This is a genomic window from Streptomyces racemochromogenes (assembly GCF_039535215.1).
GTDB classification, from domain to species: Bacteria; Actinomycetota; Actinomycetes; order Streptomycetales; family Streptomycetaceae; genus Streptomyces; species Streptomyces racemochromogenes.
This window is the reverse complement of the sequence record NZ_BAAAWT010000001.1, coordinates 7,219,649-7,232,574: the sequence shown is the minus strand read 5'-3', so window position 1 is coordinate 7,232,574 and position 12,926 is coordinate 7,219,649. Positions and strand designations below refer to the sequence as shown.

General features: G+C 74.7%; 12 protein-coding genes and 1 pseudogene. 4 read left to right on the top strand and 9 right to left on the bottom strand.

Annotated elements, in window-relative coordinates; translation table 11 throughout:
• Positions 1-61: 61 nt before the first annotated feature.
• The gene (locus tag ABD973_RS33625; RefSeq protein ID WP_345504072.1) at positions 62-1,222 is read left to right on the top strand and encodes a serine hydrolase domain-containing protein; all 1,161 of its coding nucleotides are present in this window, start codon (positions 62-64) and stop codon (positions 1,220-1,222) included.
• Positions 1,223-1,260: 38 nt separating this feature from the next.
• Here the strand turns inward: ABD973_RS33625 and ABD973_RS33620 are convergent.
• Positions 1,261-2,094, bottom strand: a pseudogene (locus tag ABD973_RS33620) (Tn3 family transposase); the annotation flags it as partial.
• Between the two features lie 384 nt (positions 2,095-2,478).
• Here ABD973_RS33620 and ABD973_RS33615 point away from each other — a divergent pair.
• A complete protein-coding gene (locus tag ABD973_RS33615) occupies positions 2,479-3,753 on the top strand; it encodes a pyroglutamyl peptidase (RefSeq protein ID WP_345504070.1) in 1,275 nt (424 codons plus the stop codon).
• A 46-nt stretch (positions 3,754-3,799) separates the two neighbouring features.
• Entirely contained in the window at positions 3,800-5,725 is a 1,926-nt protein-coding gene (locus ABD973_RS33610) for a hypothetical protein (protein WP_345504068.1), read from the top strand.
• An 11-nt stretch (positions 5,726-5,736) separates the two neighbouring features.
• On the opposite strand, the gene ABD973_RS33605 is transcribed toward ABD973_RS33610, so the two are convergent.
• Entirely contained in the window at positions 5,737-6,297 is a 561-nt protein-coding gene (locus tag ABD973_RS33605) for a DUF6817 domain-containing protein (protein WP_241253081.1), read from the bottom strand.
• Between the two features lie 142 nt (positions 6,298-6,439).
• Here ABD973_RS33605 and ABD973_RS33600 point away from each other — a divergent pair, with 142 nt between their 5' ends.
• Entirely contained in the window at positions 6,440-6,733 is a 294-nt protein-coding gene (locus ABD973_RS33600) for an antibiotic biosynthesis monooxygenase (protein WP_241253082.1), read from the top strand.
• 76 nt (positions 6,734-6,809) lie between these two features.
• On the opposite strand, the gene ABD973_RS33595 is transcribed toward ABD973_RS33600, so the two are convergent.
• From ABD973_RS33595 to ABD973_RS33565, 7 genes are all read right to left on the bottom strand, one after another.
• Complete coding sequence (locus ABD973_RS33595) at positions 6,810-8,198, bottom strand: HAMP domain-containing sensor histidine kinase (protein ID WP_164720799.1); 1,389 nt, start codon at positions 8,196-8,198, stop codon at positions 6,810-6,812.
• Positions 8,195-8,920 (bottom strand): response regulator transcription factor, encoded by a 726-nt coding sequence (locus tag ABD973_RS33590; RefSeq protein WP_345504064.1) that lies wholly within the window; start codon positions 8,918-8,920, stop codon positions 8,195-8,197. Before ABD973_RS33590 ends, ABD973_RS33595 begins: the two co-directional genes overlap by 4 nt.
• 38 nt (positions 8,921-8,958) lie before the next feature.
• Positions 8,959-9,528, bottom strand: a complete 570-nt coding sequence (locus ABD973_RS33585; RefSeq protein ID WP_345504062.1) for a hypothetical protein — start codon at positions 9,526-9,528, stop codon at positions 8,959-8,961.
• Positions 9,525-10,148: a TlpA family protein disulfide reductase gene (locus ABD973_RS33580; protein ID WP_164720800.1), complete on the bottom strand. Its 624-nt coding sequence runs from the start codon at positions 10,146-10,148 to the stop codon at positions 9,525-9,527. The genes ABD973_RS33585 and ABD973_RS33580 overlap by 4 nt, the downstream gene beginning before the upstream one ends.
• Positions 10,145-10,978 (bottom strand): thioredoxin family protein, encoded by an 834-nt coding sequence (locus tag ABD973_RS33575; protein ID WP_345504059.1) that lies wholly within the window; start codon positions 10,976-10,978, stop codon positions 10,145-10,147. Before ABD973_RS33575 ends, ABD973_RS33580 begins: the two co-directional genes overlap by 4 nt.
• 233 nt (positions 10,979-11,211) lie before the next feature.
• On the bottom strand, positions 11,212-11,784 hold the full coding sequence (locus ABD973_RS33570; protein WP_241253083.1) for a hypothetical protein: 573 nt from the start codon (positions 11,782-11,784) through the stop codon (positions 11,212-11,214).
• A gap of 221 nt (positions 11,785-12,005) precedes the next feature.
• Entirely contained in the window at positions 12,006-12,887 is an 882-nt protein-coding gene (locus ABD973_RS33565; protein ID WP_345504057.1) for a CAP domain-containing protein, read from the bottom strand.
• Positions 12,888-12,926: the final 39 nt, after the last annotated feature.

The window sequence follows — 12,926 nt, the reverse complement described above, 5'->3', positions numbered from 1 at the left end:
TCACGCTGTGGAGAGGGTCCGGGCGGTCATCTACAGGTCACACACGACGAAGGAGGACCACGTGCACCACCACACCGCTCATACAGACAGCGGTCGGCCGGGCGTCGAACCGGCCACAGCAGGGGGCGCGGTATCTGAGTCCGCGCCGGCCTCAGGGGCCGAAGGCTACGAGGCTGTCCAGCACTTACTTCAGAAAGCTGTGACTCAAGGCGGACTTCCCGGCATTCTGGCTGAGGTTTGCGACGGCGACCGGCAGTGGTTCGGGACCGCAGGAGTGGCCGACACCCAAACCGCCCGCAAGCGTTCACAGCAGGACCGGTTCCGCGTCGGCAGCATCAGCAAGACGTTCGTGGCCACCGTCATGCTGCAGCTGGTGGCGGACGGCAGGTTGAGCCTGGATGACACCATGGAAGAGTGGCTGCCCGGCGTGGTCCAAGGCCAGCACCACGACGGTGCCAGGGTGAACATCAGGATGCTACTCAACCACACCAGCGGGATCTTCAACTACACCGATGACCAGGAAGCACTGAACCGTTACGAGACGCACCCGCCCGAGTCACTGGTGCAGATCGCCATGTCCCATCCGCACACCTTCGCACCGGGTTCGGGCTGGGCGTATTCCAACACCAACTACGTCCTCGCAGGCATGATCATCGAACGGGCCACCGGCCGCGCGCTTGCCGAGGAGATCAAAGAACGGATCTCCCGCCCATTCGGCCTGGCTGGTACATACCTGCCGCACGGCAGCGACCCGACGATCCACGGGCCACACTCCCGGCACTACACGAAGCTGTTCCAGACCGACTCCGGCGCGCCGGTCCACGACGCGACCGAGCTCGATTCATCCATGTTCTGGGCGGCCGGCGGCATGATCTCCACAGCCGGGGACCTCAACCGGTTCTTCCGCGCCCTGCTGGGGGGCCGGATGCTGCCGCCGGACCAACAACGCGACATGTTCACCACCGTGCCCACCCACGACTGGATTCCCAACGCCGCGTATGGCCTCGGCGTTTCCTCAGTGAGACTGCCCTGCGGGGAAACGGTCTGGGGCATGGGGGGTGCGCTCTTCGGATCGTGGTCCTACGCCTACGGCGCTCGCGATGGCGAACGGATGGTCACCACCAACGTCAACGGCGACTGGAGCAACGGCGGTTGGGACGACCCCATCGATATCTTCACCGATCTACTTCAGGCGAAGTTCTGCCGCAGGAGCGATCCCTGAACACCAGTCACGGGTCAGGCTTGGCCGGCTCCTGATACTCACTCCTGCCCGTCGTCGTTGTCCTCGTCCAGCTCCGGCGCACCCGGGTCGCGCAGCGGGCGCAGGCCGCCGTCGACCGGGGTGGAGGAGCGGAAGCTGTAGCGGCCGAGCACGTTGAGGTTCGCGTGCTTGAGGGGCGAGACGCGGGCGACATCCTCGTCCAGGACGGCGTGCTCACGCTCCTCGGCCGGCAGCGCCCGCAACTCCTCGACGGCAGCGTCCAGGTAGCGAGTCGTCCACAGCATCGCGGCATTCAGCACCAGCCCGAGCGCGCCGAGCTGGTCCTCCTGCCCCGTCCGGTACGCCTGCATGATCTGCCCGCGCTTGCCGTGACAGATGTCCCGGGCGAGCTTGTGGCGGGACTCCTGCACGGTGAGCTGCCGGTTCATCTGCCGCCGGTAGGTGTCGTCGACCGGGTCGACCACGCGCAGCAGGTGCAGGGTCTTGGCGATCCGCCCGTACTCGGCGAACGCGGTACCCAGCGGGGTCGGACGTCCCTCGCGGCCGAACATCCGCAACAGGTCGTACGCGCGGACCTGCCCGGTGACCAGGGAGCCGACCACCCGGAGCAAGTCCGGCCAGTGCGTGATCGCCTTGTTCAGGTTCACCTTGTTGCAGGCCAGCGGCTCCAGTGGCCCGTACCCGCCGGTGTCCACGCCGGGCAGCTCCGCCCGCCGGAACCTCTGGTCGGCCAGGTCACGGAAGCGGGGCGAGAAATTGTAGCCGAGCAAGGAGAACAGGCCGAACACCATGTCTGAGTAGGAGGCGTTGTCGGTGGCCACCATGTCCGGCTTCACCCCGGCGTCGAGGTTCAGCAGGGTGTCCGTCGTCCAGGAAGGAGAACCGCTCCAGCTCCGGCCGCGTCGGCTCCTCCACGAACCGTCCGTACGCCGCCGCCTGCACATCAGTAAGAAATTCCACCGGCACCCGGCGGACGGTAGCCACCCGTCATCCGAGCCCACCGGACTTCCAGAGAAACCTGCCACCGCATCTCGGAGCTGTGCTAAACGACGAAGATCAATCTCAGCGCCAACCAAGGTTCGGTTGATCCCCGGGGCCGTTGTCTGCGTAGACGTCGTGCCCCGACGGGTAGCGGGGCAGGTCCGACCGTTCGAAGCCCGGGCCGGGCGAGGCGGGTCCGCCGGGGGCGGATCGGCCGGGCGGCTGTCTCAGGTGTGCCTGGTGGGGGTGACGACCTCTATGTAATGTCACATCGCATGATGTTCTTACGTCGTGCGGCGTCGGCCGCCGCCCTCCTCGTCACCGTCCTCCCCGTCACCCTCGCCTCGCCCGCGCACGCGGACGGCTCCGCCCCCGCCTGCCGCGCCCCGGCGTCCGTACCGCTCGACGCCGAACAGGCACGCCTCACGGACCCCCGCACCACCGCCCTGGTCGAGCGGGCCGGGTTCGGCGACTTCGTACGACGCCTCCCCGCCGCCCTGTGCACCGCCCACACCCCCGCCGAGGCCGAACGGCTCCTCGACTCCTGGGGCGAGGCCCTGTGGCAGGCGTCCGTACGGCGCGCCCAGGGGCAGCGGCCCGGCGGCGACCTCGCCCCCGGCGACGACCGCCCCCTGTACTGGGCGCGGCTCTCCATGACCTCCGCGCTCGCCCGCTGGCAGCCCGCCTTCGCCGTGGACCGGGCCGCGCTCCGCGCCCGCTTCGAGGACGCCTCGCGCGGCCTCACCGACAACTCCTTCCGGGCCACGCCCGGCGTGCGGCGCGTCTTCATCAGCGGCTTCGACCCCTTCGGGCTCGACGCGGAGATCCGCCGCGCCAACCCCTCCGGGTCGGCCGCCCTCCAGCTCAACGGACGGCACGTGACCCTCGCCGACGGCAGCCGGGCCGAGATCCGCGCCGTCGTCCTGCCCGTGCGGTACGCCGACTTCGACGCCGGCATCGTGGAGCGGGCGTTCGCCCCCCGCCTGGCCGCCGGACCCGGCGCGGCCGACGTCATCACCACCGTCAGCCAAGGCTACCCCGGCATCTTCACCCTGGAGGACTGGGCGGGGCGGGCACGGTCCGCCGACCCGTACCCCGACAACGTGCGCGCCCTGTCCGGCGGCACCCGCGAGCACCCGGTGACGGCCCCCGGCCTGGGCCCGGGACCGGAGTTCATCCGCACCACGCTGCCCGCCGACGCCGTGACGGCCGCCGTGCAGGCCCCGTACCCGGTGCTCCTCAACTCCGACGTGACCGAGATACCCGCGGGCGGGACCGCTCCCGTCGACCGGACCGACGGCCCGACGCCCGGCTCGCGCGCCGTCGCCGGCGGCGGTGGCGGCTACCTCTCCAACGAGGTCGCCTACCGCTCCAACCGGCTGCGCGCCGAGCTCGCCCCGCAACTGCCCGGCGGCCACCTCCACACCCCCGTGCTCACCGGCCTGCCCGCCGACTCCCAGCTGCTGACGGGCCCCGAGTTCGAACGCAACGAGAGCGCGATCACCGCCGAGGTCCGCAGCGTCCTCGAACACGCCGCCGTACGCCGCTAGGCGCGCGGGCATGTGACCAAATGATGATTCCTTCGTTGTCCGCAGCGTGGGACGACGTCAACGCTCCGCGTCCGGGCTGAGCCAGGCCGAGGCGGTCATCAACGAGCGCTACCCCCAACTGCTGCGTCTGGCCTACCTGGTGCTGCCGCCGGAGCTCGACCGGCACGCGCGGCTGCTGCGCGCCCACCGCGGCGTCCAGCGCTCCCTGCGGGCCGCGGGGCGCCGGGCGCGGCGGGGCGGGGACGTGCTGGCCGCCGTACGGGCCGAGGTGGTGCGGTACTCGGCCGGTCGGGGGCCGCGCGGGCCGCTCCTGCCGTGGGTGTGGGGGCTGCGGATGTGGCCCAGCGCCGAGGAGCTCGACGAGGCGGCCCGCGCACTGGCGGGGCTGTCCCCGTACGCCCGTGCCGCGCACGTGCTGTGCCGGTTCGACGGGCTGGAGGAGGACGCGGCGGCCGAGGTGCTCGCGCGGGCCGGAGCCGGTGATCCGGCGGGCGAGGTACGGGCCGCCCTCGCGGCCGGGGGGGCCGGGGCCGGGGAGGGCCGTCACGAGCGGACGGGCGCCGCAGACGGGCCGGGGCCCGGCGGAGAAACGGTCTCGCACCCGGCGGACGTCCACACCCGGCCCACCGACCTGCTGCTGCGCCGCACGCGCGTCCGGGCCGCCTGGGCCGTCGCCGCCGTCCTGCTGCTGGCCGCCGCGCTGACCCGGGCCACCGTCACCGGGCCCGGCCCCGGGCTCCCCGTCGGCTACGCGGGGGCGCCCGCCGCCCGCGCCGCCCTCGACCCCGCGCGCCTGGTCCGGGTGCCGGCGCGGGCCTGGTCGGACACCGGCCGGGTGGACTTCACGGCGTGGCCGGCCCGCGGGCCGCGCACCGGGGACCGGGCCCTGCTGGCGAGGGCCCTGGGCACCTGGGCCGCACCGCCTGCCGGTACGGCCGTCACCGTCGCGCCTACGGCCTCGGCGGAGCCGCCGGGACATCCGCCGCAGCTGCTGTTCGCCGGCGATCCCCAACCGGGGACGGCCGTGGTGGTGTTCCTCGACGCCGACCGGGTCGTCCGCTACACCGAGCGCGGCGGCCGCCGGAGCCTGGACATCGCCCGCACCGACGACGCCAACGTCACGACGGCTGCCGCCTTCACCCTGACCCGGGACGGGAACACGGCCCGCCGGCTGCTCGCCCCGTGGATCGCCACCGCCGGAACCCGGGACCTCACCGCCCCCGCCCAGCCCGTCCGGCCCCTGCCGATCGGCCCCGACGGAACCGTCACCACCGCCTTCCCGGGCGGGGACGCTCCGAAGGGGGCGGGCTGCGGTCCCCAGCCGGTGCTGGAGGTCGCGTCCTCACCGCGCATCGTGGAGAAGCACGCCTTCCTCCTCGCCGACCGCGGCGGGCTCCTGACCGTCCACCTCACCTACACCCCGCCCGCGGAGGGCGCCGACGCCCCGCCGGCCCGCCAGCCCCGCGAGGCCACCGGCCCCGCCGCCCTCGCCCGCTGGGCCCAGGAGGCCTGCACCCTGGAGGCGGTGGACGGGCGCGCGGTCAGGGCGGTCAACCTCTGGGACTTCGCGCTCACGGAGCTTCCCGAGGGCGCCGGGCGGGCCGTCTGGTCCTGCACCCGCGCCACCCACTGGACCGGGCAGGGGGACGTACGGATCCGGCTCCGTCCGCCCACGGGGGCCTCCCTCGCCGTGACCGAGGCCCGCTCCACGGCCGCCTGCGGACGGTTCGGGCAGCACCTCCTCGCCACGACGGTCTGGCGGGCCCGTTCCGGGCAGGACTACCAACTCGCCGCGGGCAGCCGGGAGGTCACCGGGATCACCGCCACGGGATCACTGCGCACCCGCACGCCCGGACGCAGCCTCGCCGTCCCGGCACCGCCCGCCCCCGCTCCCCCGGCCACGCTGACGGCGACCCTGCGCAGCGGCGCGGTCATCACGGCGTTGGACGCCCGGGACGGCGGCCGGGACTGAACGGCCAAGCGTCAGCCGAGGACCGCGGTCACCTCGCGGCGGGCCGGCTCCGACAGGAGGGGCGCCCAGCGTGTGAACAGCTCCAGCAGGGCAGCCCCGTTGCGCTCGCGGAAGGAATCGTTCACCTTGGCCAGGTCCAGTTCGTTGGCCACGGTGAGCTCGGCGAAGTCGCGACGCCGCTGCGGGGACGGCGTGAACTCCGCGCCGGTGAACCGGTCCCGGAAGGTCACCGCCGCACCGTCAGGCGCGGCGAGGGTGGGGTAGGAGGCCTTGCGGTCGCAGCTGGCGTAGAAGTACACGAGCTCCTCCGCCTCCGTACCGATCGCCCCGGCGAGGCGGTCGCGCTCGGACAGCTCCAGGAGCACCAGCGGCAGCCCGTCGGTGCCGTAGAAGGCGTGGCACAGTGCAGCGGTCCGCAGTACGGGCCGGGCGCCCCACGAGGCGAGCAGCCCCTCGACGCGCAGCAGGTGGGTCAGGAGGGTGCCGCCGGAGTGCTTGGTCGTCTCCGCCCCCACCTCCTTGAGCAGGGCCATCGCAGGCGAGTCGGTGTGCTGGGCGTCGCTTCGCGTCATGGGGCCCATCATGACGAGGTCGCCGCGGCGGCGTACACCGGGACCGGCATGCGGACACCGGGCCGGGCGGGCGCCGGACTGCCCGGGGTGGGGCTCCCCGGACGGTGGCGCCGCGGCAGGGGTGCGTGACACCCTGAGGTCCGTGATCATACGGGTGAGCGAGGCACGCGTACGTCCTGACCGGTTCGAGGCGTTCCACGACATGATCGTCTCCGCGGTGCGCGGGTTTCCGGGCCGCTACCCGGGGCTGGTGGACCACGAGGTGCTGCTCGCGCCGCCCGACGCGCTGCTGTACGTCAGCCGCTGGCACAGCGAGCGGGACCTGGTCGGATTCGCCGGCGAGCACTGGCGCGACCGGCCCGTGGTGCTGCCCGGCGAGGACGAGTACCTCGTGGCCCCGCTCCGGGTGCGGCACTTCACCGTCGCGTCCCTGTAGTCCGGCGTCGCAGCGCCCTTCGCCGCGCTCGACGCCTCCCCTCGGCGCCTCCCCTCGGCGCCATCGGCCGGATCCGTCAGCGTCTGCGGCGGCGGGCGAGGCGGGTGCGGTGGCCCGACGGGGGCGGGGCGGCCAGGGCGAAGGTCACCGCGATGCGCGCCCCGCCGAGCGGTCCGCGCGTGACGGCCACCGTGCCGCCGGTCGCGGTCGCGGCCCGGCGCGCGATGTCCAGGCCCAGTCCCGTGGAGCCCGTGCTGCTGCCGCGGGACAGGGCCCGGTCCGGTTCCGGGATGCCCGGGCCGCCGTCCTCGACGACCAGCTCCACGGCCTGGGCCGTGCGCCGGACGCCGACGGCGAACGCGGTGCCCTCCGGGGTGTGGCGGAAGACGTTGCCGATGAGGGCGTCCACCACGGCGGCGACGTCGTCGTCGGGGAGGCCGACGGCCGTGGGCTCCTGGGTGACGTCCAGATAGCAGGAACGGTCCTGCTGCTCGGCCAGGACCGCCCAGAAGGCCGTCCGGCGGCGGACGACCTCCGCCACCTCGCTGCTCGGGCCCCCGCCTGCCGCCGCGGCGGCCCCGCCACCCGGGGGCCGTTCCGCACCGAGCAGGCCCTGGCCCATCGGGCCCACGGCCAGCGGGGTGCGCGCCGCGGCGATGATGGCCTGCAGCTCGGTCTCCAGCTCGCAGACGGCCGCCTCCACCCTGGCCGACTCCGGTGTGCCCGCCATCCGTTCCGAGGCCAGGTGGAGTGCGGTCAGCGGGGTGCGCAACCGGTGCGAGAGGTCGGCGACGAGTTCGCGTTCGACGGCGAGGAGTTCGTTCATGCGCTCGGCCATCGCGTTGAAGGCGACGCCCGCGTCACGCAGTTCCCGGGGCCCCATGGGTTCCACCCGGGCGTCCAGGTCCCCCAGTCCGAGCGCCCGCGAGGCCTGTGCGAGCCGCTTCGAGGAGCGGACCACCTTGGCGCCGAGCCGGTCGGCGACCAGCACCGAGCCGGCGATCAGTCCCACCGCGAGGAAGCACATCACGGCCCATGACTGCGCCACCCCCCGGGTGAGTTCCGCCTCGGGCACGAAGTTCTCGATGACGGCGACCTCGTCGCCCGGCAGCACCACGGGCTGGAGGCAGACCCACCCGCCGGGGACCTCCTGCGAAATCGACTCCCGCCCGCGCTGCGCCCGTTCGAGGAGCGCGCCGGGAGCCTTGGAACGGGCCGGGGCTCCCGCCCCCGGCAGGTGCACGGTCAGCCGGTCCGCGGCGTCCAGGCCGGCCGCGGCCTCGCGCAGCGCGTCCGGGTCCGTGGTGAGGGCGAGCACCGGCGCCAGGGCGGCGCCGCGCTGCTGGGCGGCCGACACGCCCTGCTCCTTGACCAGCGACATCACCAGGGCGGCCAGCGGTATGAGGAAGGACAGGGCGACCATGGAGGTCACGGCGAGGGCCACACCGGCCAGGGAGCGTCTCAACGCGGTGCCACCAGCTTGATGCCGACCCCGCGCACCGTCAGCAGGTAGCGCGGGGCGGCCGCCCGTTCGCCGAGTTTGCGGCGCAGGGAGGACAGGTGCACGTCGACGGTCTGGTCGTCCACGTACGGCTCGCGCCACACCTCGGTCAGCAGGCGGCGCTTCGAGACGACCCGTCCGGTGTGGTGCGCGAGGAAGGCCAGCAGGTCGAACTCGCGGCGGGTCAGGCGCAGCTCCCGTCCCGCCAGGTGTGCGGTGCGCGCGCCCGGGTCCACCGCCAGTTCGCCGACGACGGTGGGCCGCAGCGGATCCCCGGTCTGCGCGGGCGCGGGCCCCGCCGTACCGCCGGCGGCGGGGGCCGTGCCGGCGGTGCGCCGCAGGACGGCGGCGAGGCGGGCGAGGAGCTGGCCCCCGGAGAAGGGCTTGACCAGGTAGTCGTCGGCGCCCGCGTTCAGGATGCTGATGATCTCGGACTCGTCGTCGCGGGCGGTGGCCACCAGCACCGGTACGGAGGAGATGCCGCGGATCATGCGCAGGGCGTCCCCGCCGTCCAGGTCGGGCAGTCCGAGGTCGAGGACCACCGCGTCCACGGGCGCCTGCGTGACCTCGCGCAGCGCGCCGAAGCCGTCGGCGGCGCTGCGCACGGCGTACCCCTGCTCGGCCAGGACCTCGATCAGTGACTGGCGGATGCTGGGGTCGTCTTCCACGACCAGGACGCTCGGCATGCGGACACCTTAGAGGTTCGGTGTGGTGGGGAAGGCGGTCAGGGCGTGACGAAGGCCGGCCCCTCGTCGGTGACGCGCATCCGGACGGGGTGGCCGGACACCGGGATGGTGCAGCCGTCCCGCGTGCTGCAACTCGCGTAGCCGATCAGCAGGGTCGCGCCGCCGCTGCCCGACGCGCGGACGGGGAGGGTGGTGGTGACCGGGCCGTCGGGGTAGACCGGGACGGGGGTGTCGACCCCCGGCAGCCGGACGGTCCGCTCGGTCTGTGCCGCCGTCAGCGGGCCGTCCGCCGCGAGGGTTCCGGTGACGGCCACGGCGGTCGGGCGGCCCACGCCCTCGACGCCGGCGGCCGGCAGGGCGGTGCTGTAGAGGTGGAACCCGGCGGCTTCGGGGGTGAAGACGGCGGTGAGGGTGCCGGTCCCCTTCGCGGGCTGCCAGCCGGAGACCGAGAGGGTGACGGTGACGCCGTTCTCGGAGAAGCGCGCCGTGGCCGGGGGGCCGTCGGCCGCGGGGGCGGAGGGATCGGCGCCGCCGCAGGCCACGAGCGCGGCCAGGGGCAGCAGGACGCCCGCGGTGCGCAGGGTGCGCCGGAGGCGGGTGTCCGTCATCCTTCCGCCACCAGACGGGCGACCAGGGGCCGCAGCTGCTCGGCGCTGACGGCGCCCCCGATGGCCACGGCGACCCGGCCCCGGCGGTCCAGGACGAGGGTCGAGGGGACCGTCCGCGGGCTGAGCACCGCCGGCGGGAAACGCCGCAGGAGCGCGCCGGTGGGGTCGTGGAGGCTGGGGAAGCCGAGGCCGTGGGCACGTACGAAGGACCGTGCCGCATCCCGGTCGCGGTCCCGGGTGTTGATCCCGAGGAAGCGGACCTCCTCGCCCCGGAGCTGTCCGCTGAGCAGCGCCAGGTCGTCGGCCTCCGCGCGGCAGGGTCCGCACCCGGAACCCCAGACGCTGAGGACGACCACCTCCCCGCGGAGCGCGGGGAGCGAGACCGGCCTCCCGTCCAGGTCACTGCCGGTCAGCGCGGGGGCGGAGGGGCGGGCCCGCGGGGCCGCGACCGCGGCCGCGGCCGCGGGCACGGCGGCGACGGTGCGGGTGCCGGTGGCCGCCGCGGCTCCGTCGCCCGTGCCGTCCGTGGCGATCCCGGTCAGCAGCAGGGCGGCGGCCACCGAGAGGCCGACGCCGACCGGGACGCCGAGCGGGACGGCCGTGCGTACGCGCCGTCTCACGGGGCCCACTTGCGCAGGAAGGTGTTGATGCCGTCGGCCGTCAGCGGCGGGTTGCCCGTGGCATGGGTGTCGACCCGCGTGGTGCCGGACGGGGTGACGACCACGAGCACGGGCATCGTGTAGGTCCCGCCCGAGGGGCTGTACTCGCGCAGCAGGGCGGAGTTGGCGGAGTTGTCGCCGCCTATGTCCACCTTGACGAGGTGGTAGTCGTCCGCGAGGAGCGCCGTGGTGGCCGGCTGGGCGAACACCTTGTCGGCGGCCTTGCAGTTGCCGCACCAGTTGGCGCCGAAGTCGAGCAGGACCATCCGGCCGTCGGACTTCGCCGCGCGCAGGGCCGCGTCGAGCAGTGCCCGCGCGTCGGCCGAACCGTCGTAGCCGGGGCCGGGGACCCTGGCGGGCGCGGGCGTTGGGGTGGCGGGCGCCGGCTTGGTGCCGCCGGAACCCGGACCGGAACCGGAACCGGACACGGCTCCCGAGCCCGTTGCGCCGCCGCTGCGGGCGGTGCCCTGGGGCGAGCCGGCGGCGGACGCGGACGCCGGGGCGGAGGCGGAAGCGGAGCCGGAGGCCGGGCCGGACGGCAGGGCCGAGGGGGTGGCGGACACCTCGGGGGACGCTCCCGGCGCCGTCCCGTCCGCCGGCCGCTCCGGAGCCGGCGTCCCGGTGCCCGCCTGGACGGCGGAGCCGGCGGGCGCCGGGGAGGGCCCGCACGCGGTGGCCAGCCCGGCCACGACCACGGCGGCGGCGACCAGCGGGAGGCGCCGCGCGAGGGGCGAGGGAGAGGACGTCGTGCGGCGTCCGGAGCGGACGGATCGGAGCGTGCGAGAGCTCATGGCGAAGACCCCAGGGCAGGTTCGGACGACGGGACGGCCGGACGCGTCCGGCTCGGTGAAGCCGGGTCCGGCGCCGCACCGGGCTCGTGCCCCGGCGCCGACGGCCGCTCGGCTGACGCGAGCATAGGGCCGCCGGGGCGCCGTGGAACCGGCTCGGGGTGATCTTCAGGTTGCCCTAAGGAACCGCTCACCTCCCGCTTCACCGCGACCGGCCGACGGGGGCGCGTGGGCCGTCAGAAGGAGCTCTCGCGGACGCTCGCCCTGGCGGACGGGGTGATGGTCGCCGTGATCTCCGACCGGTGGCCATCGTTGCTGAAGGTGACGGTGAGGGTGTCGTCGGAGGCCTGTGAGGTGGTCGTCCTGAAACCCAGGCCGGGGACCGCCGAGATCAGGCACACGCCCCTGCTCCCGTACCGGACCGTGACCTTCCCGCCCTGCGAGGGAACGGTGTGCAGGCCCGCTCCGCCCCGTTCGCAGTCGACTCCGGGCCGGGGCGCGCCGGTCGGCGGGGTCTGCGTGGCGGCCTTGGCGGGGACGGGACTGGGCGAGGGGGGTGCCGAAGAGGGCTGTTGCGTCACGGACGGCGAGGGGCTGGTGGAGGCGCTCGCGGTCGGGGAGGCCTGCGTCGGGCCGGGGCTGCCCGCCTGCCAGGCGGGGGGCGTGTCGATGACGACCGGGGCCGAACGCGCGGCCGGGGGCTTGTGGCTGGTCGACCCGACCACGAACTGGACCGTCGCGAGGACGGCGGTCACGCTGGCGGCGGTGCACGACAGCCATATGAGCAGGTAGCGCGGAGTTCGGGGCACGGGCCCCATAGTGGCCGACGCCCGGCGCGGCGCGTAACCGGCGCCCCCGTTCCGGCGTCGGTGCGCGAACGGTCGGGCGGCGGGGCGGTGCCCGGTGAACGCCGACGTCCCCCTGACCGCCGGGGCAGGGGGACGTGGACGTCCACGGACCCGCGGCGCGGGCGCGTGGAGGCCTTCGGGAGCGGGAGGACGGGAGGCGGGTGGGGAGCGCGCGGGACGGGCTACCTCGCGGTGCCGAAGTCCTGGGTCCACCAGGGGCCGCCGTCGCCCTTGTGGACGCCGATCCCGATCTCCTTGAAGGAGCAGTTGAGGATGTTGGCGCGGTGGCCGGAGCTGTTCATCCAGGCCGACATGACCGCGTCGGCGTCGCCCTGTCCGCGGGCTATGTTCTCGCCGAGGCCGGACCACTTGTAACCGGCCGCCTCCACCCGGCTCGTCATGGTGGAGCCGTCGGGGCCCGTGTGCGACATGACGCCGCTGCGGGCCATCGTGTCGCTGTACGCCCGGGCCGCCGAGCTGAGCTTCGCGTTGACCGTCAGGGGACCGCATCCGGCGGCGGCCCGCTCCTTGTTGACGAGGGCGAGCACGGCCGACTCGGCGTCCGGGTTGGCGGTCCCGGAGCCAGAGCCCGAGCCGGAGCCCGAGCCGCCGGAAGAGCCGCCGGAGCCGCTGCCCTTGGTGGGGGCGGAGCCCTGCGCCGGCTTGGCGGGCCGCTCGGCCCCCGAGGCGTCGGGCGCGCTCTCGGGCCGCGTGCCGTCGCCGGGGGCGGCCGGCCCGGAGGAGCCGGGGCTCGCACTCGTACTCGCGCTCGCGCTGGGGCTCGTACGTGGGCTCGCGCTCGCCGAGGCGGAGGCCGAGGCCGAGGCGCTGCCGGCGGGGGCCGGATCGGCGGTGTCCGTCTTCGGCTGCGACGGTCCCGCGTCGGACGCGGCTCCGGAAGCCCGCTGGTCCTTGCGGTCGTCACCGCCCGAGTCGGCCACCGCGACCCCGACCGCCACCACGGCGGCGGCCGCAGTGACGGACAGGACGACGCGGGTACGCGTCGCCTTCTTCCGGCGGGCCTCTGCACGGGACGGGGTCGCGGGGGTACGGCTGCGGCTCATGCCGGTAACACCTCACTGGAGAGGGGACGGGAAGTACGC